Consider the following 23,805-nt stretch of genomic DNA (forward strand, 5'->3'; position numbering starts at 1 on the left):
GCATGACAGGCCCATCTGAGTGAATCAAGCATTCGACCATGAAGCATTCATTGCCTTCTCTCAAACGTGCTGCCGGGATCCATCACGGCTTGATGAAGGGGGTCGCAATCTTGCTTGGTGCTGGCGGTGTCGCTTTAGCCAGCGCCAATTGGATGGCGGACCCCAGTGATCATGCATTGATGTTTGCTTTCTGCTGGTGGGCCGTGAGCTTCGTATCCTGGGGGGCCCTAGCACTCGGACACCTTGTGTGGGCTGTCCGCATCTTGGTCTGGGGCTCCTGGGCGGTGACGGCTGTATCTCCAACGGTTTACGGTGATCTTTGGCTCTCCAGTTTATTGAGGTTTGCATTACAGATTCTTCTCACAGGGCTGTTTCTCGGTCGAAGAGAAACCTACGCCATCGCCTTCGCATGTGGATTGTCTGCGCTGTGCCTGCTGGCTAGAAATTCCACAGAAGACCTCAACCCAAGCTTTAGTCACTGGCCTCATCTGTATGTGATCGGAGGACTTCTGTTGCTCGTGCTGGGACTACGCATCTGGTGGGGTGAGGTCAAGGTAGTTGATCGAGATGAGAGCGGGACTTCCGACAAGCTCGTTGAACATCCTGGACGGGTGGGGCTGATTCATCTGATCGAAGATATCTTGAAAGATGCTGCGGAAGTTAAGAAGTATGTTTTGCTGCAAGTCAACTTGGATCGGTTTCGTCACGTCAACTTAGCCAATGGGATCGAAGTCGGTGATCGCGTTCTAGACGTCTACACCAGACGCCTGGAGGACATTAAGCCACCGGGTGGATCGGTGTGGCGATTGGAGGGCGATGAGTTCGTACTGGTGTGGCCTATTGAGAAAGACACTGAGGGTGAAATTCATGCGCTTGTGTCTTCGGTTCAGGCGCTCATCAACCGACCCGTGGAAATTGAAAGGCAGTACGGGACGGCCATTTCGCTCTCCGCGAGCTTAGGCTTGACCTTGTTTCCGAGTAGCCCGCAGGAAACCGCCCTGCAAGTTCTATTGCGTGCCGGTACAGCGCTGGACGCAATCAGAGAAACAGGCGGTGGTGGAGTGAAAATTTTCGACCAAGCGTTGGGGCAACGGATGATCAAAAGATTCCAGGTGGAGTCTTCTTTGCGCAGGGCTATTCGCGAGGGCGAGTTAAGCGTCTACCTGCAGTCCCAGGTGAATGCTCAAGGCACGGTAGTGGGGGCGGAGTGCTTAGTGCGCTGGCAGCACCCTCAGCAAGGAATGATTTTTCCGGGAGAGTTTCTTCCTATCGCCGAGGAGTCTGATTTGATCGTGGAGATTGGGGAGTGGGTGATTGAACGGGCGTGTGAGCTACAAGTTGAGATGCAAAAAGCTGGCCTGCCTCAACGGCTCGCGATCAACATTTCTCCCAGACAGTTCTTCAAATCAAACTTCACCGCTCACTTGGAGAATACAGTTCGGCGTACTGGTGCAGATGCTCGAAAGCTCGTCTTGGAAATCACGGAAGGGTTGGTGATCCGAGACACAGAAGACGTCATCGGCAAAATGCACTATCTGATTCAGAAAGGATTTAGCTTCTCGTTGGATGACTTTGGAACCGGATATTCATCTCTGTCTCATCTGAAGAACCTACCTGTGCAAGAGCTCAAGATTGCGCGAAATTTCATTCAAGATGCGCCAACAAGCCTCGGAGACGCCGCACTGGTGAAAGCCATGTGTTCGATTGCTAGCCACTTAAATATGCAGGTCGTTGCTGAAGGTGTGGAAACCACCTCGCATGCAGCTTTTGTTGCTGATCAGGGAGATGTCATCTCCCAAGGATTTCTCTATTCCCTTCCGCAACCGGCAGAAGACTGGATAGAGGGGCAACTTGTTCTCGATGCCATGAAACGAACTCTTTCAGAGTTGGAGCCGCGCCTTGTGTCCGCGTGACCGTGTACCTTTAGCCTATGGCGCAGTTTGTGTTGGATGTTGCACAGAGGAGCGGTTAGGGTGCGGCGAGGGGAATGTCATTGGCACTAGGCCGCATAACATCCCGTTTTTTGCACGTTAAAGCAAAGTTTGGCAGCGGGCAAATAAAGCTAATTTCCTGCGCCTGACCAAATCTATGGGTTAAATCACATCAACACCCATTTCCGTGGACGGCACCTTTTTAAAATTTCATAATTACGGGTAATTACGGAAAATAATGAGTCCACATTGCAGTTAAGGTTGTACTTGTTGGCGGATGACCAGCCGCTTAGGTGCATTAAAGGTTCGAAAACCGCATGATCCCAGTCGCGCTGTTGGGGCATGACGGTTTGTCCCGGGAACGTTCACCAAGAGCCAGGTTCCACCACCGCTGTTGCCACCGCTCTTTTGAAAGCTTTTGCCCGCTATGCGCCTCGTCCACAACTCGCTGCACGACAACGTTGCCGACCGGCTGCGCGAGGAGATTTTCTCGGGTGCTTTTGCGCCCGGCAGCTTTCTCGACGAGGCCGCGCTCTGCGAAAAGTTGGCCATCTCGCGCACGCCGCTACGCGAAGCGCTGAAGGTGCTTACCGCCGAAGGCCTGCTGCGTCATGAACCTCGCAGGGGCTGCTTCGTCAACCAGGTCACCGAGAAAGACCTGGACGAAATCTTCCCGGTGATTGCCTTGCTGGAAGGGCGCTGCGCCTATGAGGCCGCCCGCAACGCCAGCGACGCCGAATTGCAGGCTTTGGAAGCCATGCACGACAAACTGGTAAAGGCTGCACGCGCCAAACGCATCAACGACTACTACGCTGCCAACTTTGCCATCCACGAAGCCATCATCACGCTGGCGGACAACCGCTGGCTGGCGCAGGTGATCAGTGACCTGCGCAAGATATTGAAGCTTGCGCGTCTGCAGCAGTTGCATGCGCCCGGGCGGCTGGAGCAGAGCCTGGCCGAGCACCTGGCCGTGTTTGCGGCACTCAAAGCACGCGACAGCGAAGGCGCCGATGCCGCCATGCGCACCCATCTCACACGCCAGCGTGAAGCGCTGCGTGAACTGGCATCGCAACAAAAGTCGAGGTTGGCGTGATGAACACCCCGAGCTGGATTTCACGTGGCATCTTTCAGCGCAAAGCGCAGGCCGAGCCGGCACAGGGCGCCGACCAGGCTTCTGAGAAAAAAGGGCCCGATACGCCCGCCAAACAAGCAGAAGCAGCTTCCAAAAAAGGAGCGTCTTCACGTTCCACGCATGACCGTCTGCACGCGCAACTGCGCCAGCGTGACGAAGCCCTGTCGCCACGCCTGCTGCGCCGCGCACTTGATGACCTGCGCGCCATCATCGACGACCGCGTGAGCGAAGTCGAAGGCGGCCGCCGCGCCCAAACGCTGGCGCGCTGGTACACCGATGCCAACCTGGAGCGCCGACGCGACCTGTGGCTGCTGATGAGCGAGCAGTTTGTCGCCGACCCGCAGCGGGTCAAAAAAGCCCAGGCGCAATTTTCCAAGGCGGTGGGCACAGCCGACGAAGCCTTGGCCGAAGTGGAATACCGCCGCGCCACCGTGTCGCCGCGCCGCCGCTTGCTGCAGCGCTTCAGCGTGTTCCCCGATGGCATTCGCTTCTTGGTGGAAATGCGCGCCGAAATCACGCCCTTCCTCAAGTCCGACAAACGCCTGCAAGCGCTTGATGTGGAGATGGAGTACATGTTTTCCACCTGGTTCGACGTGGGCTTTCTCGACCTGCGCCGGATCACCTGGGATTCACCCGCGTCGCTGATCGAAAAGCTCATCCAGTACGAGGCGGTGCACGACATCAAGAGCTGGGCCGACATGAAGAACCGGCTCGATTCCGACCGCCGCTGCTACGGCTTCTTTCACCCGCGCCTGCCAGGTGTGCCGTTGATTTTTGTGGAAGTGGCACTGGTCGAAAAAATTGCCGCCAGCATCACACCGCTGCTCGACGAATCGGCCGATGCCGCCGACCCCACTAAGGCCAACACCGCCATCTTCTATTCCATCAGCAACACCCAGGTGGGTTTGCGTGGTGTGAGTTTCGGCGATTCGCTGATCAAGCACGTGGTCGAAACCTTGAAGGGCGAGTTTCCACACCTCAAGACCTTTGCCACGCTCTCGCCCATTCCGGGGTTTCGTAACTGGTACACGCGCAATTGCGCTTCGGTGCTGGCATCGTTGTCGCCCAAGGAGTTGACCGAGCTGGGCCGCGCGGTGGGTTTTGAGCCGCCCACGCCCGAACACATCTCCGGCGCGTTAGACAAAGTGCTGGAACTGCCCGAGGCGTCTGCCGTGCGCAAATTCCTGCTGCGCGCCGCCGCCCAATACCTGGGCCGCGAGCTCACCAGCGGCCGGCCCACCGACCCCGTGGCGCGCTTCCACTTGGGCAACGGCGCGCGCGTGGAGCAACTCAACTGGGCGGCCGACCCATCGAACAAAGGACTCAAGCAATCGTACGGGGTGATGGTGAATTACCTCTACGACCTGAAGAAACTCGACCGCCACCGCGCCCAGCTATGGCAGGGCAAGGTGGCGGTGTCGAGCGACGTGGCGGCGCTGCTGCCGTAACGGTGCACAGCGCTAGCGCTGTAATAGAGCGATACCTGAAGAGTAGAGGCGTGGGCGGGTCCCACGAATGATTGCGTGTCAGTAAAAAAGCGCGAGCCCTCGTTTGCATTGGGCCGCATAAAACCAGGAGACAAAACACATGACAACATTTCAACGACGCAACGTATTGCGCTGGGCGGCCTTCGGTGCCGCTGCGGCCTCCACACCCTGGCTGCACGCGCAGTCGGCTTGGCCATCCAAACCGGTCACGCTCATCGTGCCGTTTCCGGCGGGCGGTGGCACCGATGCGTTTGCGCGGCCACTGTCGGCACAGTTCGCCAAGCAGTCGGGCAAAACCTTGGTGATTGAAAACAAGGGTGGGGCCGGTGGCACCCTGGGCGCAGGCTTGGCCGCTCGCGCCACGCCGGACGGCTACACCTACTTCATGGGCGCCGTGCACCACGCCATTGCACCGGCCATGTACCCCAAGCTCGACTACGACATTCAAAAAGACCTGGTGCCCATGGCTTTGCTGGCGAACGTGCCGCAGGTGCTGGTGCTCAACCCGAAGAACGTCAACGTGCCCGACTTCAAAGCCTTCATGGCCATGGTGCGTGCTAGCCCCGGCAAGCTCAACTATGGCTCGGCCGGCACTGGCACTTCGCACCACCTGGCGGGCGAGCTGTTCAAGCAGCAAACGCGCACCTTCATCACGCATATTCCCTACACCGGTGCCGGGCCTGCGCTGCGCGATCTGGTGTCGGGCCAGGTGGACATGATGTTCGACGGCCTGGGCTCGTCGGCCGTGCACATCAAGGGCGGGCGCATCAAGGCGCTGATGGTGTCTGGCACCCAACGCAGCCCCGCGTTCCCTGATGTGCCATGCGCCGCCGAGGTCGGCTTGCCCGACTACACCGTCACCACCTGGTACGGTCTGTGGGCGCCCAAGGGCACACCCGCCGATGTGCAGGTGCGCATGATCGAAGAGGTGCGCAAAGCCGGCGCCACCGATGAACTCAAGGCCATCTGGGCCGCGAACGGCGCCGACTTTCCACACATGTCACAGGCCGAGTTTGGCGCCTTCGTCAACGCCGAGATCGCGCGCTGGGGCGCCGTGGTCAAAGCGTCTGGCGCCAAGTTCGATACCTGATGGCCGAGACGGCATACTTGCGCTTTTGACCTCTCTCCACACTTCGATGCCCGGAACCATCACACTCGATCCCCTTGCGCAAATCCCAGGCGTGGCCACGGTGACGATCGCACACCCCGGCCGCCTGGGCGCCATGACGCGCGCCATGTGGCTGTCTTTGCGCGAAGTCTTTGAAGCCGTGCAGCGTGACACGACGTTGCGTTGTGTGGTGGTGCGGGGCGAAGGCGGGGCGTTCTGCGCGGGGGGCGATATTTCCGAGTATCCGAGCTTTCGCTTTCAACCGAGTAGTCTGCGCCAGTTCCACGAAGAAGAAGTGTGGGGCGGGTTGCGCGCCATGCTGGACTGCGATGTGCCGTTGGTAGCGCAGATCGATGGTGCCTGTATGGGCGCTGGTGTGGAGATCGCCGCCTGCTGCGACATCCGTGTGGCCGCGCGCGGCGCGAAGTTTGGCGCCCCCATCGCCAAGCTGGGTTTTCCCATGGCGCCGCGCGAAGCCCAACTGGTGGCGCGTGTGCTGGGCGACACCACGGCGCGCGACATGTTGTTGGCCGCCAGTGTGTTCGATGCCGAGCAGATGGCCGCGCGTGGTTTCTTGAGCCAGGTGTTGCCTGCGGAAGAGGTGGCGCCCCATGTGCTGACGGTGGCGCAGCGCGTTGCCGCACTCGCCCCCCAAGCTGCACGGCTGAACAAGCAAACCCTGCGCGGGCTGCAGCCGCCACTAGATGAAGATTTGCATGCTTACGATTACGCCAACAGCGCCGAGCACCAGGAAGGCATCACCGCCTTTCTGACCAAACGCCCGGCTGCTTTTTGAATTGTTTTTTCTGACCTTAGACCTATGAGTTCACCTAACGCCAACCTGTTCTCGGCCCTGCGCGCCGCCTTTCCTGCTGACCTGAACGCAGTCGCCGTTGAAACCGACCAAGGCTTGCTCTACACCTGGAACGACCTCGACCGCGCCAGCGCGATGATGGCCAACCTGCTCGCGTCGCTGCAGTTGCCGGCCGGTGCACGTGTGGCCGTGCAGGTGGAGAAGTCGGTCGAAGCGCTGGCCTTGTACCTGGCCACGCTGCGTGCGGGCCTGGTGTTTTTGCCGTTGAACACGGCCTACCAAACCAGCGAAATCGAATACTTCATCACCAACGCCGAACCGGCGGTGGTGGTGTGCACGGCGAAGAACTTTGGCTGGGTGAGCAAGATCGCTTTCAAGGCCGGCACGCAAAACGTCTACACGCTGGACGACGATCGCACCGGCTCGCTGCTGGAGCGCGCCGCCCACCACAGCGACCAACACACACCGGTGCAGCGCAGCGCCGATGACCTGGCCGCCATCCTGTACACCAGCGGCACCACTGGCCGCAGCAAGGGCGCCATGCTGAGCCACGGCAACCTGCTGAGCAACGCGCAAACACTCAAAGACTATTGGGATTGGCAAGCCGGCGACGTGTTGATCCACGCGCTGCCCATCTTCCACGTGCACGGCTTGTTTGTCGCCATCCACGGTGCGCTGCTCAACGGCAGCAAGATGTTGTGGTTCGGCCGCTTCGACCCCAAGGGTGTGCTCGCCAAACTGCCCGAAGCCACTGTGTTCATGGGCGTGCCCACGCTGTACGTGCGTCTGCTGCAAGAGGCAGGCCTCACTCGCGAGGCGGCGGGCCACATGCGCCTGTTCATCTCGGGCTCGGCACCGCTGTTGATTGAAACCTTCAAGGACTGGCAAACGCGCACCGGCCACACCATTCTGGAACGCTACGGCATGAGCGAAACCGCCATGCTGACCTCCAACCCCTGCCGCGCCGCAGACGGCGAGCGCCGTGGTGGCACGGTGGGCTTTCCATTGCCTGGCGTCACGCTGCGGGTGGTAGACGATGCTGGCCAAGACGTGCCGCAGGGCGAGATTGGCGGCATCCAGGTGCAGGGGCCGAACGTGTTCAAGGGCTACTGGCGCATGCCCGAGAAAACCGCCGAAGAGTTCAGCGCTGATGGCTTCTTCAAAACCGGCGACGTGGGCCGTGTCGATGCAGACGGCTACGTGACCATCGTCGGCCGCAGCAAAGACCTGATCATCAGCGGCGGCTACAACGTCTACCCGGCTGAGATTGAAGGTTTCTTGAACGAGTTGCCCGGTGTGGCCGAGAGCGCCGTGGTGGGGGTGCCGCACCCCGACTTTGGCGAGGTAGGCGTGGCCGTGGTGATCGCACGCCCCGGCGCCGCCCCCGACCCTGCGCAACTGCTGGCGCAACTCAAAGCGGGCCTGGCCAACTTCAAGATCCCGAAGCAGTGCTACGTGGTCGAAGGCCTGCCGCGCAACACCATGGGCAAGGTGCAGAAGAACCTGCTGCGGCAGCAATACAGCAGTTTGTTCGCCTGAGTTCAGGTATTGCGTGCCGCAGCGCCTGCTGCGACACGCGTGAGCGCGTACAGATGAAAGCGCTGGCGCGTGGAGAAGCCCAGCCGCTCGTACAGCGCGATGGCCATGGGGTTGTCGTCGCGCACATGCAGAAACGGTGTGTCACCCTGAGCCCAAATCTGCTGGCGCAACAGCTTCATCAACTGGCTTGCGATGCCCTGGCCGCGATGGGTGTCGTCCACACACACGGCGCTGATCTCCACAAAACCTGGCAGGCGCATGCGTTCGCCCGCCATGGCGACGAGCCGGCCTGCGTCGCGTAGACCGATGTAGTGACCCGTCTCGTGCGTGCGGGCACCGAACGGGCCCGGCTGCGTGCGTTGCGTCAATGCCAGCATGTCGTCGCGGTCTGCTGCACCCAAGCGTTCGAACTTGGCGGCGTTGACGCTTGGCAACCCCTGCAAAACAGGCTCCTGAACAAGCCCCCGGTCGACCATCTGCAGGATACCTACCAGCCGCCGCGCGCTCAGGCCCTGGAGTTCTTGGAGAGGCTTCAGTGCCAGGAACAGCACCTGTTCCCCCTCGGAGATGAGTGCACTCAGCGCTTCCTGGGCTTGTGGCGAATGCTGGCCCACGGCGGCGAAGGGGCCGACCTCCGGCTGCAGGCGCACGGCCAAGTCGGAACCCAACCCCAGATGCGACTGGCGGCTGCGCAGCGCGGACCAGACGGGGTTGTCGAGTGGATGGGCTTGCGGGCTTGTCATGGTGGGCTCCTCGAAATGTCAGACCGCGTGGTGGAAGATCGCCACGGCGAAAGTCATCGTCGCCGCAAAGCCGGTCAGGAATGCCAAGGTGCGCACGGCTGGAATGCCAAACGTGTAGACCAGGTAGTGCACCAGCCGAGCCCCCACATACAGCTTGGCAGCGAACACCGTTGCTGGCGTGCTGATGCCCATGATGGCCGCCACCAACACCAAGGGGGCGAAGACGGCGATGTTCTCGATCGCGTTGGCATGTGCGCGCTTGGCGCGTTGCGCCCAGGCGGGCAGGATGGCCTCGGGCGCGTTGCCTGTCGTCGTGCGTTGGCCGGTCTGGTGCGCCTGTTGACGTGCATGCTTGGCTTCGGCAATGCCTCGGGCCAGGATGTAGGGGATCCACATCAGGAGGGTAGCGGTGGCGACCAGTGTTAGGCAGAAGAGTTCGGTGCTGAGTTTCATGCGGGGCTCTCGTTGGGGTTGTCATTGAGTTGTCGTGTATCGGTTGTCTGTGTTTTCCGATGGAGATGAAGTCTAGGGACGGCGCAGACTTTGATCTAGAGTCGTAAACGACTGTTTTGATATCATTTGCGACATGAATATTTGCATCCTGGCGCTCGACGGTGTGTTCGACACCGGTCTTAGCGCCATGCTGGACACCTTCGCCATGGCTAACGAGGTCGCTGCGGCGCAAGGGCGTAGCGGTGCGCCTTTGTCCGTGCAGGTGGTGGGCGTGCGCCAACGCTTGCGCACGGCGCATGGTCTGACGTTGCAAGCCGAGCCCCTGGGGGCGATGCAGCGCGCGGATTGGGTGGTGGTGCCCGCGCTCAATGCCAAGCGTCCGGAGCTGTTGCTGCAGACCCTGGCGCGGCGCGATGTCCAGGCGGGCTTGGTGTTCCTGCGGCGCGCCCATGCCCAAGGAGTGGGGGTGGCCGCCGCTTGCATCGGCACCTTTTTGTTGGCCGAGGCGGGTTTGCTGAACGGCTTGGCGTCCACCACCAGTTGGTCGTTGGCGCCGCTTTTTCGCCAGCGTTATCCGCAGGTGAACCTGGACGAGGCGCGCATGTTGGTGGCGTCACCGCGGGTGGTAACGGCTGGCGCCATGATGGGCCATCTCGATCTGGCGCTGTGGCTGGTGCGCCAGGCCAGCCCGGAGCTGGCGGCGACGGTTGCTCGCTTCATGCTGGTCGACAACCGCACGTCCCAGGCGCCTTACATCATCCCCGACTACCTGGTCCAGGCCGATCCCCTGGTAACCCAGTTTGAGCGTTGGTCGCGGCAGCACTTGGCGCAGGGTTTTTCGCTACAAGCCGCAGCTCTGGCACTGCACGTGCACCCGCGCACGTTGCAGCGGCGTCTGGAGCAAGTGCTGGGCAAGTCACCGTTGGCGCTTTTCCAGGATCTGCGTATTGAGCGGGCCAAAGAGTTGGTGTCCGCTGGGCACGACTTGGCGTCGATTGCTGGCGAAGTTGGTTATGCCGATGCTTCCACGCTGGGTAACCTGCTGCGCCGCAAGCTCGGGCGCGGTGTGCGTGAGATCCGCGCGCAGGCCTGCTGAAACTGATCTCGCGCAGCGGCTCGCGTGGGCAATGTGCGAGGCAACGCAGGCACACCTGAAGCCGCCATCCATCGCAATACACCGCCGTCAATCGCCACAAATCGCATATAGAACTGCGAAACACTTCGTTGATGGGCGAAGGTGTGGCTGTTGAAATCATCGGCACTTCTTCATTGCCGAGACGCCATCGACATGCCACGCCGCCACCTTTGCCTTCTGCGCTCCCCAGCAGACCACGCAGTACCCTCATCAACGGCGGTGCGGCCATGACGGACGCTACCGCCCGTTTGCCGGCTGGTGCCGTGCCTCTGCCTACGGTTGCCCACCCACATTCCAAGGCTACCCAGAAGCGATCCAAACTAGGCCCGCGCGGGCTGTTGTTCATCTCCTGGCTGGCGCCCGTGGTGCTGGTATTGTTGTGGGAGGCTGCGGCGCGCTCGGGTTGGCTGTCGGCGCAGGTCTTGCCCGCGCCCTCCAAGGTGTTTGTCACCGCACAAGAGCTGGTGGAAGAGGGGCGCTTGCTGTCCGATTTGGGCGTGAGCCTGCTGCGTGCGGCGGCCGGTTTTACCATCGGCGGCTCGATTGGTTTTGTGCTCGGCACGCTGGTGGGCTTTTCGCGTCTGGCCGAAGCGCTGCTCGACCGTAGCGTGCAGATGGTGCGCGCCATTCCGTTCCTGGCGTTGTTGCCGCTGGTCATCGTCTGGTTTGGCGTGGACGAAGGCGGCAAGATTTTCCTGGTGGCGCTGGGTGTGTCGTTCCCCATCTACATCAACACCGTGCTTGGCATTCGCCAGGTCGACCCCAAGTTGCTGGAGTTGGGCCGCGTCACCGGCCTCAGCACGTTGACCTTGGTGCGGCGCATTGTGTTGCCCGGCGCATTGCCGTCGATCTTGACCGGCGTGCGCTACGCCTTGGCCACGGCTTGGCTCGCCTTGGTGGTGGCCGAGACCATTGCCACCACCTCCGGCATCGGCTTCTTGGCCATGGATGCACGCGAGTTTTTACGCACCGATGTGATCGTGCTGGCCATCGTGGTCTACGCGTTGATCGGCATTGGTGCAGATGGCATTACTCGACTGTTGGAGCGGCGCCTGCTGGCGTGGCACCCAAACTATGCAAGGCGCAAGGCATGAACAACGCAGTAAAAAGCGATAGCGGTTCTCACAGTTCCGCCGTGCGTGCAGAGCTTCCAGAGCATCTAGCGGCATCGGTACGCGGCCTCAAGCGGGTGTATGGTGCGCGTGCGGTGATCAACGGGCTGGATCTGAGCATTCAGCGCGGCGAGTTCGTCGCGCTGCTGGGTGAAAGCGGCTGCGGCAAAACCACGCTGCTGCGCACCTTGGCTGGGCTGGATGTGGTGGATGCCGGCAGCATAGCCGCGCCGCCACGCCCGGCCGTGGTGTTTCAAGAGCACCGCCTGCTGCCGTGGGACAACCTGTGGCGCAACGTGGCGCTGGGCTTACCGGAAGACTCTCAGAGCCGTGACGCCAACCGCAAACGCGCGCTTGCGGCACTCGACGAAGTCGGCCTGGGCGACCGCGCAGAAGACTGGCCGCGCAACCTGTCGGGCGGCCAGACGCAACGCGTGGCACTCGCCCGTGCCTTGGTGCAAGACCCACGCCTGTTGCTGCTCGACGAACCCTTTGCCGCGCTGGACGCGCTGACGCGCATTCGCATGCAAGGCCTGGTCAAAGAACTGGTGGCGCGCCACCGGCCCGGCGTGTTGCTGGTAACGCACGACGTGGACGAAGCCATCGCGCTGGCCGACCGTGCGCTGGTGATGCGCGATGGCGTGATTGCCGCCGAGTACCCGGTCTCCGCCCAGGCGCGTGCCCACCGCTCGCACCCCGACGCCGTGGCGCTGCGCGACCAGTTGCTGACGGAACTGGGCGTGGTTTCCGAGCCCGCTCTCTAGCGCCCACGGCTGCTGCAACGGCTATTCGGTGTGCCCAAGCGGGCACGCCACCTCTCTTTTGCCTTCCATCTTTTCTTTTGGAGAACGATTCCATGTTGACCCCTGAGCAAGCCTTGTCCGCTTTGTCCCGCCGTGGCTTTTTGCGCACCAGTTCTTTAGCACTCGCTGGCGCCGCCGCCATGCCAAGTTGGGCCGCACGCACCGGTCGCAACACCGACACCGTGCGCCTGGGCTGGGGCCGTGGCGGTTTGCCGTTGCTGGCCAAGCAACGCGGCGAATTTGAAAAGCGCCTGGCCAAAGACAACATCAAGGTGCAGTGGGTTGGGCCGTTTCCCAACCACGCGCCATCCTTGCAGGCGGTGACGGGTGGCAGCGCTGACTTTAGTTTTGGTGGCAGCACCACACCCGCATTGGCGGCCATCATCGCGGGCTCGCCTTTGGTGTTCACCAATTTCTTGGTGGTCAACCCACGCAGCACGGCCATCATTGCCAAAGACTCTTCGGGCATCAAATCGGTCAAGGACTTGGTCGGCAAGTCTGTGGCGGTCAACCGCTCTGGCCTGGGCGAATTTTTGCTCGTCGCCGCGCTTGAAAAACATGGGGTGGACCGCAAGCAGGTGAAGTTTGTCTACCTGAATCCGCCAGACGCCGGACCCGCCTTTGGCGCGGGCAAGGTGGATGCGTGGTCGATGTGGAGCCCAGGCGTGGACATTGCCCGCGCCGAGTACCAAGCCCACGACATCTTCTTTGAGGGCAAAGACCTCGACTTCGGCATCGACTTCAGCTCGTGGCTCACCACGCGCAAGTTCTCCGAAGAAAACCCCGACCTGGTGCGCGCGGTGAATGCGGCCTTTGTGGAAGAAGGCCAATGGGCCTCGGCCAACGCGAAAGAGACCGAAATCATCAACCAGAAAGAAGGCAGCTATTCCGACGACGTGCGCAATACGCTGGTCGGCTTGAAGCGCACCTACGACTTTCACGCCATCGACGACACCAAGTTCGTCCAGGGCCTGCAGGTCGCCGCCGACTGGTTGGCGCAGCGGCAGATTTTGCCGAAGAAGGTGACGGTGGCAGACCACCTCGCCAAGCTGTAAGACTTTAATGTCGGCGAACTACACATCTACGCACTGGGGCGTGTACCGCCCGGTGGTCGAAGGCGGGCGCTTGCGTGCGCTGGAGCCCGCGCCGTGGGATGTCGACCCGTCACCCATCGGCCAGTCGATTCCCGAGGGCATCCACGCGCCCGCGCGGGTGCGCAAGCCGGCCGTGCGCGAAGACTACTTGCGTGCAGCCCGCGAGGGCCGACCCCAGAGCAGCCCGCGCACCCGTGGGCAAGATGCGTTTGTCGAAGTGACGTGGGACGAAGCTTTGGACTTGGTGGCCAGCGAGTTGCAACGCGTGCGCCAGCAGCATGGCAACAGCGCCATTTACGGCGGCAGTTATGGCTGGTCGAGCGCCGGGCGCTTTCACCACGCGCAGGGCCAACTGCACCGTTTCTTGAACGGCTTTGGTGGCTACACCTACAGCGTGGACACCTACAGCCTGGGGGCCGGCCGCGTGTTGCTGCCGCATGTGGTGGGGCCTACCGACGCCTTGCTGCAGCAGCACACCTCGTGGAACGTGCTGGCCGAGCACTGTGAATTGTTTGTTGCCTTTGGCGGGCTGCCGCTAAAGAACGCGCAAGTGAGCCCGGGTGGCGCCAGCGACCATCAGTTGCGCAGCGCCTTGGCGCGCATGCAAGAGCGTGGCACGCGGTTCGTCAACATCAGCCCGCTGCGCAGCGACCTCGACGGTGTGGCGGGCGCCGAGTGGCTGCCCATTCGCCCCGGCACCGATACCGCCTTGATGCTGGCGCTGGCCTATGTGTGGATCAGCGAAGCATTACACGACCCACAGTTTCTCGCCAGCCATACGGTGGGCTTCGAGCGCTTTGCGCCTTACGTGTTGGGCCGTACCGATGGCGTAGCCAAAACACCGGCTTGGGCCGAGGCGCTCACCGGCATTGCGGCAGATACCATCGTGTCATTGGCGCGGCGCATGGCGGCACAACGCACCATGGTCAACAGCGCCTATGCCTTGCAGCGCGCGCGCCATGGCGAACAGCCATTTTGGATGACCGTGGTGCTGGCGGCCATGCTGGGGCAGGTGGGTTTGCCGGGCGGTGGCTTTGGCTTGGGCTACGGCTGCATGAACAACACTGGCAGCGGGCGCTCGGCGTTTTCGGGCCCGCGTTTGCCGCAGGGTGACAACCCGGTCAAATCCTATATTCCGGTAGCGCGTGTGGTCGACATGCTGCTGCAGCCCGGGGCCGCTTTCGACTACAACGGCAAGACGCTGCACTACCCGGATACACGGCTGGTGTACTGGGCGGGCGGCAACCCGTTTCACCACCACCAGGATTTGAATCGCCTGGTGCAAGCCTGGCAGCGGCCTGAAACCATCGTTGTGCACGAGCCGTTCTGGACGGCCACCGCGCGCCACGCCGACATTGTGTTGCCCGCCACCACGCCCATGGAGCGCGACGACATTGGCAGTGCCGCCAGCGACCGCTTCATGGTCGCCATGAAGGCCGTGCAGCCCGCCGTGGCGCAGGCGCGTGACGACTACCAAATCTTTGCCGACCTGGCTGAGCGGCTAGGCTTTGGCGGCCGCTTCACTGAAGGGCGCAACCCGCAGCAGTGGCTGGCCCACCTGCATGAAGGCTCACGCGCGCGCGCCCAAGCGGCGGGCATTGCGCTGCCCGCGTTTGAAGACTTTTGGCGCGAGAGCTTGTTTGAAATTCCCCTGCCCGAGCGGCCCACGGTCTTGTTGGAAGACTTCCGTGCCGACCCGTTTGCGCACCCGCTGCCCACCCCTTCGGGGCGCATCGAGATCTACAGCGCCACCATTGCCGCGTTTGGCTACGACGATTGCCCGGGCCACCCGGTTTGGTTGGAGACACCTGCTCCAAAAAACGCTCCCATACACGCCTTGCACTTGGTCTCGAACCAACCCGCCACCCGCCTGCACAGCCAGTACGACCACGGCTGCGTCAGCGTGCAGAGCAAGATCGCCGGGCGCGAGCCGCTCACGTTGCACCCGGCCGACGCGGCAGCGCGGGGCATCACCGCTGGTGACGTGGTGCAGGTGTTCAACCACCTGGGGGCGTTTCTGGCCGGTGCGCGGCTCAGTGAAGACGTGGCGCGTGGCGTGGTGCAAATTGCCACGGGCGCCTGGTACGACCCCATAGATGCCAGCACCCCCGGCAGCTTGGATGTGCACGGCAACCCCAACATGGTCACGCCGGATGAAGGCAGTTCGCGCTTGTCGCAGGGCTGCGCGGCGCAGTCGGCACAGGTGGAGGTGCGCTTGTGGACGCAAGCCGTGCCACCCGTGCGTGTGTTTGCGCCGCCGAGGTTTGAGTTGTTGGAAGAGTTTGAAGCGGCGAAGGTGTAGCCGAGAGAAAAGGGTGGCCTTACTCTCTTAATTCGCCGACAACTTGAACACCGCCACCGTGTTCACCAATTCTTGCGATTGGGTGCGCAAGCTGCTCGCGGCGGCGGCCATTTGTTCCACCAGTGCTGCGTTCTGCTGCGTCACCTGATCCATCTGCGCCACGGCATCGCCGATCTGCGAGACACCCAGGCTTTGCTCGGTGCTGGCGGCGCTGATTTCGCCCATCAGGTCGGTCACGCCGCGGATGCTGGTCACCATCTCTTGCATGGTGCTGCCTGCGCGGTCTACCAAGGCATTGCCGTGATCCACGCGGCCCACGCTGTCGTTGATTAACGCCTTGATCTCCTTGGCTGCACCCGCGCTGCGACTGGCCAGGCTGCGCACTTCGCTGGCCACCACGGCAAAGCCGCGCCCTTGTTCACCGGCACGGGCGGCTTCCACCGCCGCGTTCAAGGCGAGGATGTTGGTCTGGAACGCAATGCCGTCGATCACGTTGATGATGTCGGCGATCTTCTTGCTCGAATCGCTGATGCCGCGCATGGTCTCGACCACTTCGGTCATCACGCTGCCGCCTTGCTGCGCTACGTTGGAACTGCCCTTGGCGAGCTGGTTGGCCTGTTGTGCGTTGTCGGCGTTTTGTTTGACGGTGGCGCTCAGCTCCTCCATGCTCGCGGCGGTTTCTTCCAGCGCGCTGGCTTGGTTTTCGGTGCGTGATGAGAGGTCGTGGTTGCCCTGCGCGATTTCTTCGCTGGCGGTGGACACCGCATCCGAGCCCAGGCGCACGCGGCTGACGATGGTCGCCAGGTTGGCTTGCATTTCGGCCAGACTTTGCAGCACCTGGCTGACTTCGTCGTGGCCACTGGTGTCGATGCGGCTGGTGAGGTCGCCGCGTGCCACGGCGGCAGACACTGCAGTCGCATGCGCCAACGCGCGCGAGATGCCTTGGATCAACACCACGCCAAACGCTACGGCCACCGCCACGCCCACCAGAATGGAGGCGATGGCCGCATTGCGAATGCTCTCGTAACGCGACACCGCCTTTTTGTATTCAGCCTCTGCCACATCGGTTTGCAGCTTCATCAGCGCGTCAATGGCCTGCTGCACACCAGGTGCCTGCGCCGCGACTTTGGTTTGGTACAGGGTTTGCGCTTCGTCCAGATCGCCCTTGCGCAGCGCCTCGGCCGTGGGGCCAATGCCGCCGCGTGAAAACGCCGTGGCGGCTTCGTTGAAGGCCTTGGCCAGGCGCTCTTCATCAGGTGTCAGCGTAGTGGCCATGTAGTCTTTCCAGACGGCCAGGTTCTTCTGCACGTTGTCGCGCAGCTCGGCGCTGTTGCGCTCGATGGTGGTGTTCTCGGGCCTGATCAGCATCTCCATCACCAACGCGCGGTTGCGGTTGATGATGTAGTTGATGTCGGCCAGTTGCTTCAGCGGCACCGTGCGGTCTTCGTAAACGGTGCGCAGCCCTTCATTCGATTGCTGCGTGCCGTACAGGCCCAGCAGGCCGATGACGATGAGCAGCAAGGACATCAACGCGATCAGAAACGACAGCCGGGTAGAGACTTTTAAATTGTTCATAAGTGGGGATTGGGCCAAGGGTGAAACGCGTTGCGTTTGTATGGCACTTTGAGTGAGGCTGGACGTTGAAAGGATGACGCGGCGTATGTTGCCAAGCAAATGTGAATGAAGAGGCGTGTCGAATATTGCCCCACGCTTTTGCTATGCCTACGGCTTTTTGGCCGTGGCCCGTCATTCTTGAATTCAACTGCATGCTTGGCTTTTCTCTTGAGCTACTTCGGCTTGCGGCGACCAAACTTGAACGCTATGTGCCGCCAATCACCGCCCGAACTCTTTTGGTGCACGAGCAACGTCAAATTGGCAACTGCGTGGTCGACAACACCTGTTTCAACACCATGAACGTGCGGATCTGCCGCACGCCCGGCAGGTAGAGCAACTGCTCGGCGTGCAGTCGGTTGTAGCTGTCGTTGTCACGCGTGCGCAGCAGCACGAAGTAGTCGAACTCGCCGGTCACCACATGGCATTCCTGGCAGCCAGATACCTTTTGCACCGCCTTCTCAAAATCGGCAAACGAAGTGGGCGTGGAGCGGTCGAGCACCACGCCAATCATCACCAGCGTGCCGCAGTCGAGAGCGGCCGGGTCGAGCAGCGCCACCACCTTTTTGATGAGCCCTAGAGTCTTCAACCGCTCGACGCGCCGCAAGCAGGCCGGGGCGCTGAGGTTCACCTTGGCGGCCAGGGCCACGTTGGAGACTGAGGCGTCGCGCTGCAGCGCGCGCAGGATGGCGCGGTCGGTGCGATCGAGTGCATTCTTGTCAGGCAATTTTGTTGTGCTCATTGCTGCTTTAGCGGAATAAAAATCTTCAAATAACGCAAGAATCTCGCCAGAGTTTCGTCGATGGGGCTGATTTTGCAACCCTAAAACAAGGGCTTGATCCTACGATTCAAGGCATCTTTTGAACAAGGAGCCTTTTCTTGAACCTGCAAAAATTTCCCCGCTACCCGCTGACTTTCGGCCCCACGCCCATTCAGCCCTTGAAACGCCTGAGTGCCCATCTGGGTGGCAAGGTGGAGCTGTACGCCAAGCGCGAAGACTGCAACAGCGGCCTGGCCTTTGGCGGCAACAAGACCCGCAAGCTGGAGTACCTGATTCCCGAGGCTCTGGAAGGTGGCTACGACACGCTGGTGTCCATCGGCGGCATCCAATCGAACCAAACGCGCCAGGTGGCGGCCGTGGCGGCGCACCTCGGCTTGAAGTGTGTGCTGGTACAAGAGAACTGGGTGAACTACTCCGACGCGGTGTACGACCGCGTGGGCAACATCGAGATGTCGCGCATCATGGGCGCCGATGTGCGGCTGGATGCGGCGGGCTTCGACATCGGCATTCGCAAAAGCTGGGAAGACGCAATGGAAAGTGTGCGCCAGGCGGGCGGCAAACCGTTCCCCATTCCGGCCGGTTGCTCCGAGCACCCCAAGGGCGGACTCGGCTTTGTGGCCTTTGCCGAAGAGGTGCGGCAGCAAGAAGCCGAGCTGGGTTTCAAGTTTGACTACATCGTGGTCTGCGCCGTGACCGGCAGCACACAAGCGGGCATGGTGGTGGGCTTTGCGGACGATGGCCGCGCCGACCGCGTGATCGGCATTGATGCTTCCGCCAAGCCGCAGCAAACGTTTGACCAGGTGCTGCGCATCGCCAAACACACGGCCCATCTGGTGGAGCTGAACCGCGACATCACCGCCAAAGACGTGGTGCTGGACACACGTTTTGGCGGGCCCGAATATGGTCTGCCGAACGAAGGCACACTGGAAGCCATTCGCCTGTGTGCGCGCATGGAAGGCATGCTGACCGACCCGGTGTACGAAGGCAAGTCGATGCACGGCATGATTGAGAAGGTACGTTTGGGCGAGTTTCCTGCAGGCTCGAAAGTGCTGTACGCGCACCTGGGTGGCGTGCCGGCACTCAATGCCTACAGCTTCATCTTCCGCAACGGCTGAGCGCCCAGGTCAAAGTCATCATGCAGCGGCTGCGCAGTGCCACAGTCAATGCTTGCGGGGCGCACATGCAGTGGTTGTGCGAGGCCTCCTTGCTCGATGATGCCATGCGCACCGCCGCCTTGTTGGAGCGCTCGCATGCGATGGGCGTAGACGTGTGGCGCGTGGACGATTGGGGCGCGCTGGTGGAAGAGGGCGTTGCCCACGAGCAGCAGTGGCTGCAGGGGCTTAGGCCGAAGATCGACAGCCGCTTTGAGCGTTTGCTGGCCGCCACCCACGGGCCGATTCTGGCCCTGACGCGCGGCGAGCGCGCCACGCCGGAGCTGCTGCGGGCCTTTGCGCCGCCGGGCCGTCGTTATCTCAGTGTGGGCGCCGCCGATGCCGCCAGCATGGTGCAAGCGGCGCTGCGCTTGGCCGAAGATGACGGCGGCGAATGGATCCGCCTGGCGGTGACGTAGCGTTGCGGATTTAAGGGCGCAACACCAGCACTGGAATGTGTGAATGCGTCAGCACGTGCTGCGTTTCGCTGCCCAGCAGCAAACGCTTCAAGCCATTGCGCCCGTGTGAGGCCATCACAATCAAATCGCAGTTTTGTGCCGTGGCGGTTTTGATGACGGTCTCCGACACCAGGTCTGATTTGGCGGTAAGCCCTTGCACCGTCACCCCGCGCGCAGCGCCCGCCGCGACCACGGCGCCCACCACTTTTTGCGCCGACTCTTCCCAGTTCTTTTCAACATCGGCAATGGCGCCGGTGTCGATGGGGGCGGCGCCTTCAAAGTAGCTTTGCGGGTAGTAGGGCACGACCTTCAGCGCGATGAGTTCGGCCTTCAGGTCTGCGGCCAGCGCAATGGCGCTTTGTACGGCCTTGTCGGACAGCTCGGAGCCGTCGGTTGCCACCAGAATGCGTTTATACATGGTGCGTCCTCCTTTGTGTCGGGGACGCGGGTTGCATCCCCTTCAAAGCATCATACGCAGCAGTACAAAATTTGCGAGCCCGGCGATGACCCTGGTTGATGCAGGTCATGTCGGTGCACAAAACGCCAACGAAAAACGTCAACGCAGCGCTACCCAGAACACCAGCCCGCCGATGGCGAGCACCAGCAAGGGGCTGAGCCGTTTCCACACCGCCAGCGCGATGGTGGAGAGTGCCGCTACCGACCAGGCCCAAACACCGCCTTCGGCCGCGCGCAACACCGTGCACGACGCAGCCAAGATCAAGCCGGCCGCCACCGGCGCCAAGCCGGATTCAATGGCGCGCACCAGCGGCTTGCCCCGGTAGCGCGACCACACATGCGCAAGGCCATAGACCAACACCGAGCTTGGCAAAAAAATCGCCACCGAGGTGAGCAACGCGCCCCAGATGCCCGCCACCTGCCAACCCACCAAGGTGACCAACAAGGCGCCCGGCCCGGGGGTGATGCGCGACAACGCGTACAGGTCGAGAAACTGCGCGTCGCTCATCCAGCCCTGCACGCTGACCGACTGGCGGTGGATGTCGGCCACGATGCTTTGGCCACCGCCCACGGTCAGGAACGACAGCGGCGCAAACACCGCGAGCAGGCTGCTCAAGAGTTGCAAGTTCATGGTGTGGTGACCTCTGCCGCAGGCTCGGCCCGCATGCGCCACCACGCCAGCGTGATGGACAACGGCGCCATCACCCCCACTACCCACAGCAGCGGCAGGCGCCAGATGAAGATGGCGGCAAACGTGGCCAGCAGAATCAAGCTGCGTGCCCAGCCCTTGGCGGCATGCAGCGCGGCGCGCAAGCCGGTTTGCAACGACAGCCCCACCGCCGCTGCCGCAATGCCAGCCAGCACTACATGCACGCCGCGCACATCGGCCACGTGGGAGAACATACTCGCCAAGGTCAACGCTACCACCATGGGCGGCAACACAATGCCGCAGGCCGCCACCACTGCGCCCGCGCCGCCCAGCAGTTGAAAGCCGATCCAGATCGACAGGTTGACCACGTTGATGCCGGGGAAGGCCTGCGCCAGCGCCAGGCCGCTCAAGAATTCCTGCTGGGTGAGCCAGGCACGGCGTTGCACAAACTCGCGCAACATCCAGCCGCTGAGGCCGCCGCCGAAGCTGGTCAAGCCGATTTTGGAGAAGGCGAAAAAGAGGCTGCGCAGCGTGGGCGCGGTGTCGGCTTGCAAAGGCATGGCCTGACCCTGGACGGGCAAAGTGGCGGGAGAAAATATTCTAGAAGCGGCGCGCAATCTTCGCTGCGCCGCCGTCGCCCGCGGTGCCTAGCTTTACATTCAAAGAAACGAGCGCCTAAAGTGACTTTGCCTGCAAGCCTCAAATAGTGAACCTGAACAGCTATTGAATCAATAGCGGGTGCCTGCGCTTACGAAGCACAGCTTTGCAGGTTGACCACGCGGTTCAGTCCCTCGGCATCCAGAATGCGCACGTGGCGCTGGCGTACTTCAATCAGCCCGTCGTCCACCAGTTTGGAGAAGGTGCGGCTCACTGTTTCCAGCTTCAGGCCCAGATAGCTGCCGATCTCTTCGCGCGTCATGCGCAGCACCAGCTCCGATTGTGAAAAGCCCCGCGCGTGCAGCCGCTTGGCCAGGTTCAGCAAAAAGGCGGCCACACGTTCTTCGGCGCGCATGCTGCCCAGCAACAGCAACACGCCGTGCTCGCGCACGATTTCGCGGCTCATGATGCGGTGCACGTGGTGCTGCAGCGCGTTCACCTCGCGGGACAGTTCGCCCAAGCGGGTGAACGGCATCACGCACACTTCGGCGTCTTCGAGTGCTACGGCGGTGCAGGTGTGGACTTCATTGACGATGCCGTCCAGCCCCATGATTTCTCCGGCCATCTGAAAGCCGGTGACCTGCTCTCGCCCGTCTGCGGACGACACCACGGTCTTGAACACACCCAGGCGAATGGCGTAGAGCGAGGTGAACGTGTCGCCCAGGCGAAACAGCGCGGTGCCGCGTTTCACTGTGCGGCGCGAGGCCACCACTTCGTCGATGCGCAGCAACTCTTCGGCCGAGAGCGGCGCGGGCATACACAGCTCGCGCAGGTTGCAGTTGGAGCAGGCGATTTGGCTGGCACCCGACACAGGGACAGAAGGGCGAGTGGAGCCAGGTGCAAGGTGAGATGACATAGGTCAAATTCTCCGCCAAGCTCAATCGCGCAGCACTGACATGGGTCAACAAGTAGGCCCTTGCTTCCCGGCATATTTGTGAGGATTTGTGCCCGACTGGAGTGTCGCCATGACTTTGATTGCCCCCGACGTGCTGCGTCGCATGGACCAACCCGGTCCGCGTTACACCTCGTACCCCACGGCCGACCGCTTTGTCGATGACTTTCAGCCCTCAGGCTACATCGCGGCCTTGGCTCAACGGCGCGAACATGTGGCTGCCGGCGTGGTGCCGCCGTTGTCGCTTTACGTGCATGTGCCGTTTTGCGAATCGCTTTGTTATTTTTGCGCCTGCAACAAGATCGTGACGCGCCAGCGTGCCCGTGCTGACGAGTACCTCGATTACCTGGCGCGCGAAGTGGCCCTGCATGTGGCGCACCTGGGGGCTGGGCAGGCGGTCAGCCAACTGCACTTGGGTGGCGGCACGCCCACGTTTTTGAGCAACGACCAGTTGGCGCGGCTGATGCAATTGCTGCGCGACAACTTTCGGCTGGTGCCCGGTGGCGAGTTCTCCATTGAGGTGGACCCGCGCACGGTGTCGCCGCAGCGCCTGGCCGCTTTGGCGGCGTTGGGCTTCAACCGGCTGAGCTTTGGTGTGCAGGACTTTGACCCGGCGGTGCAGCAGGCGGTGCACCGGGTGCAACCGGCTGAAGAGGTGTTTGAACTGGTGGCCGCAGCACGGGCGCAGGGCTTCACGTCCATCAACATCGACTTGATCTACGGCTTGCCGCGCCAGACGGCCACGTCTTTTGCGCGCACGCTGGAGCTGGTTCGCGACCTACGCCCCGACCGGCTGGCGCTGTACGCCTATGCCCATCTGCCCGAGCGCTTCAAGCCGCAGCGGCGCATTGCGCAAAGCGATCTGCCGGCGCTGGACGACAAGCTGGGTTTGCTGCGCGCCGCGTTGACCAGCCTGTTGGGCGCCGGGTATGTGCATGTGGGCATGGACCATCTGGCGCTGCCCGGCGACGCGTTGGCCGTGGCCAAGCGACAGGGGCGGCTGCACCGCAACTTTCAGGGCTACAGCACGCAGCCGCATTGCGACCTGCTGGGGCTGGGTGTGTCGGCCATAGGGCGCATGGGCGCACTGTTCACGCAAAACGCGCGCAGTTGGGCCGACTACAGCAGTTGTATAGACCAGGGGCAGTTGCCGATTGCACGCGGCCTTTCGCTGTCGCGTGATGACCTGGTGCGCCAAAGCGTGATCATGGCGCTGATGTGCCAAGGCGAAGTGCAGTTTGAGGCGATCGCCACCGCCCACTTTGTGGACTTTCGTCGCTACTTTGCACCCGAGTTGCAGGCTTTGGCGAGCTTTGAGCGCGATGGTTTGGTGGCACTGGATCTGGGCGACAACGGCGGCATTCGGGTCACCCCGTCAGGCTGGTATCTGGTACGTGCCGTGGCCATGGTGTTTGACCGCTACCTACAGGCCTCGCGCGTTGAGGCCAGGGAACGGTTTTCGCGGGTGGTGTAAGCGGCTCGCTAAGCGTTGGTGTG

Annotated in this window: 22 protein-coding genes; 14 read left to right on the forward strand and 8 right to left on the reverse strand. The window is 62.0% G+C overall.

Annotated elements, in window-relative coordinates; translation table 11 throughout:
• Positions 1-38 precede the first annotated feature (38 nt).
• The 6 genes from ACPWMG_RS09430 to ACPWMG_RS09455 all read left to right on the forward strand — a co-directional run bounded on the left by ACPWMG_RS09430 (position 39) and on the right by ACPWMG_RS09455 (position 8,011).
• Positions 39-1,913: a putative bifunctional diguanylate cyclase/phosphodiesterase gene (locus ACPWMG_RS09430; protein ID WP_483304380.1), complete on the forward strand. Its 1,875-nt coding sequence runs from the start codon at positions 39-41 to the stop codon at positions 1,911-1,913.
• A 445-nt stretch (positions 1,914-2,358) separates the two neighbouring features.
• On the forward strand, positions 2,359-3,024 hold the full coding sequence (locus ACPWMG_RS09435; RefSeq protein WP_483304381.1) for a GntR family transcriptional regulator: 666 nt from the start codon (positions 2,359-2,361) through the stop codon (positions 3,022-3,024).
• On the forward strand, positions 3,024-4,511 hold the full coding sequence (locus ACPWMG_RS09440) for a malonyl-CoA decarboxylase (protein ID WP_483304382.1): 1,488 nt from the start codon (positions 3,024-3,026) through the stop codon (positions 4,509-4,511). Before ACPWMG_RS09435 ends, ACPWMG_RS09440 begins: the two co-directional genes overlap by 1 nt.
• Before the next feature lie 139 nt (positions 4,512-4,650).
• Entirely contained in the window at positions 4,651-5,640 is a 990-nt protein-coding gene (locus tag ACPWMG_RS09445; protein WP_483304383.1) for a Bug family tripartite tricarboxylate transporter substrate binding protein, read from the forward strand.
• Between the two features lie 46 nt (positions 5,641-5,686).
• Positions 5,687-6,454, forward strand: a complete 768-nt coding sequence (locus tag ACPWMG_RS09450; RefSeq protein WP_483304384.1) for an enoyl-CoA hydratase/isomerase family protein — start codon at positions 5,687-5,689, stop codon at positions 6,452-6,454.
• Positions 6,455-6,478: 24 nt separating this feature from the next.
• Positions 6,479-8,011, forward strand: a complete 1,533-nt coding sequence (locus ACPWMG_RS09455) for a malonate--CoA ligase (RefSeq protein WP_483304385.1) — start codon at positions 6,479-6,481, stop codon at positions 8,009-8,011.
• 2 nt (positions 8,012-8,013) lie between these two features.
• Here the strand turns inward: ACPWMG_RS09455 and ACPWMG_RS09460 are convergent, their stop codons facing one another.
• Positions 8,014-8,754, reverse strand: a complete 741-nt coding sequence (locus tag ACPWMG_RS09460; RefSeq protein WP_483304386.1) for a GNAT family N-acetyltransferase — start codon at positions 8,752-8,754, stop codon at positions 8,014-8,016.
• Positions 8,755-8,772: 18 nt separating this feature from the next.
• Entirely contained in the window at positions 8,773-9,207 is a 435-nt protein-coding gene (locus ACPWMG_RS09465; protein ID WP_483304387.1) for an MAPEG family protein, read from the reverse strand.
• Positions 9,208-9,340: 133 nt separating this feature from the next.
• Between ACPWMG_RS09465 and ACPWMG_RS09470 the strand changes: the two genes are divergently transcribed.
• The 5 genes from ACPWMG_RS09470 (at position 9,341) to ACPWMG_RS09490 (ending at position 15,653) form a co-directional block, all read left to right on the forward strand.
• Positions 9,341-10,303: a GlxA family transcriptional regulator gene (locus ACPWMG_RS09470; RefSeq protein ID WP_483304388.1), complete on the forward strand. Its 963-nt coding sequence runs from the start codon at positions 9,341-9,343 to the stop codon at positions 10,301-10,303.
• A gap of 266 nt (positions 10,304-10,569) precedes the next feature.
• Positions 10,570-11,436: an ABC transporter permease subunit gene (locus ACPWMG_RS09475; protein WP_483304389.1), complete on the forward strand. Its 867-nt coding sequence runs from the start codon at positions 10,570-10,572 to the stop codon at positions 11,434-11,436.
• Positions 11,433-12,218 (forward strand): ABC transporter ATP-binding protein, encoded by a 786-nt coding sequence (locus ACPWMG_RS09480; protein ID WP_483304390.1) that lies wholly within the window; start codon positions 11,433-11,435, stop codon positions 12,216-12,218. Before ACPWMG_RS09475 ends, ACPWMG_RS09480 begins: the two co-directional genes overlap by 4 nt.
• Before the next feature lie 92 nt (positions 12,219-12,310).
• A complete protein-coding gene (locus ACPWMG_RS09485; protein ID WP_483304391.1) occupies positions 12,311-13,312 on the forward strand; it encodes an NrtA/SsuA/CpmA family ABC transporter substrate-binding protein in 1,002 nt (333 codons plus the stop codon).
• A 7-nt stretch (positions 13,313-13,319) separates the two neighbouring features.
• Entirely contained in the window at positions 13,320-15,653 is a 2,334-nt protein-coding gene (locus tag ACPWMG_RS09490; RefSeq protein WP_483304392.1) for a molybdopterin guanine dinucleotide-containing S/N-oxide reductase, read from the forward strand.
• A gap of 27 nt (positions 15,654-15,680) precedes the next feature.
• On the opposite strand, the gene ACPWMG_RS09495 is transcribed toward ACPWMG_RS09490, so the two are convergent.
• Both ACPWMG_RS09495 and ACPWMG_RS09500 read right to left on the reverse strand, forming a co-directional pair.
• The gene (locus ACPWMG_RS09495) at positions 15,681-17,228 is read right to left on the reverse strand and encodes a methyl-accepting chemotaxis protein (protein ID WP_483304393.1); all 1,548 of its coding nucleotides are present in this window, start codon (positions 17,226-17,228) and stop codon (positions 15,681-15,683) included.
• Positions 17,229-17,520: 292 nt separating this feature from the next.
• On the reverse strand, positions 17,521-18,006 hold the full coding sequence (locus tag ACPWMG_RS09500) for an Lrp/AsnC family transcriptional regulator (RefSeq protein WP_483304394.1): 486 nt from the start codon (positions 18,004-18,006) through the stop codon (positions 17,521-17,523).
• 137 nt (positions 18,007-18,143) lie between these two features.
• Here ACPWMG_RS09500 and ACPWMG_RS09505 point away from each other — a divergent pair, with 137 nt between their 5' ends.
• Together ACPWMG_RS09505 and ACPWMG_RS09510 are read left to right on the forward strand one after the other, a co-directional pair.
• The gene (locus ACPWMG_RS09505) at positions 18,144-19,160 is read left to right on the forward strand and encodes a 1-aminocyclopropane-1-carboxylate deaminase (protein ID WP_483304395.1); all 1,017 of its coding nucleotides are present in this window, start codon (positions 18,144-18,146) and stop codon (positions 19,158-19,160) included.
• Between the two features lie 65 nt (positions 19,161-19,225).
• Positions 19,226-19,615, forward strand: coding sequence for a hypothetical protein (locus ACPWMG_RS09510; RefSeq protein WP_483304396.1), 390 nt, complete (start codon positions 19,226-19,228; stop codon positions 19,613-19,615).
• A gap of 10 nt (positions 19,616-19,625) precedes the next feature.
• Here the strand turns inward: ACPWMG_RS09510 and ACPWMG_RS09515 are convergent, their stop codons facing one another.
• The 4 genes from ACPWMG_RS09515 to fnr all read right to left on the reverse strand — a co-directional run bounded on the left by ACPWMG_RS09515 (position 19,626) and on the right by fnr (position 22,272).
• Positions 19,626-20,072 (reverse strand): universal stress protein, encoded by a 447-nt coding sequence (locus ACPWMG_RS09515; RefSeq protein ID WP_483304397.1) that lies wholly within the window; start codon positions 20,070-20,072, stop codon positions 19,626-19,628.
• Between the two features lie 138 nt (positions 20,073-20,210).
• A complete protein-coding gene (locus tag ACPWMG_RS09520; RefSeq protein WP_483304398.1) occupies positions 20,211-20,741 on the reverse strand; it encodes a chromate transporter in 531 nt (176 codons plus the stop codon).
• Complete coding sequence (locus tag ACPWMG_RS09525) at positions 20,738-21,319, reverse strand: chromate transporter (protein WP_483304399.1); 582 nt, start codon at positions 21,317-21,319, stop codon at positions 20,738-20,740. Before ACPWMG_RS09525 ends, ACPWMG_RS09520 begins: the two co-directional genes overlap by 4 nt.
• A 188-nt stretch (positions 21,320-21,507) precedes the next feature.
• Positions 21,508-22,272, reverse strand: coding sequence for a fumarate/nitrate reduction transcriptional regulator Fnr (gene fnr, locus ACPWMG_RS09530; RefSeq protein ID WP_483304400.1), 765 nt, complete (start codon positions 22,270-22,272; stop codon positions 21,508-21,510).
• 109 nt (positions 22,273-22,381) lie between these two features.
• Here fnr and hemN point away from each other — a divergent pair, with 109 nt between their 5' ends.
• Positions 22,382-23,782 (forward strand): oxygen-independent coproporphyrinogen III oxidase, encoded by a 1,401-nt coding sequence (hemN, locus tag ACPWMG_RS09535; RefSeq protein ID WP_483304401.1) that lies wholly within the window; start codon positions 22,382-22,384, stop codon positions 23,780-23,782.
• Positions 23,783-23,805 lie beyond the last annotated feature (23 nt).

Origin of the sequence: Hydrophilobacter chitinilyticus (assembly GCF_049860745.1) — a bacterium.
GTDB lineage: Bacteria > Pseudomonadota > Gammaproteobacteria > Burkholderiales > Burkholderiaceae_C > Rhodoferax_B.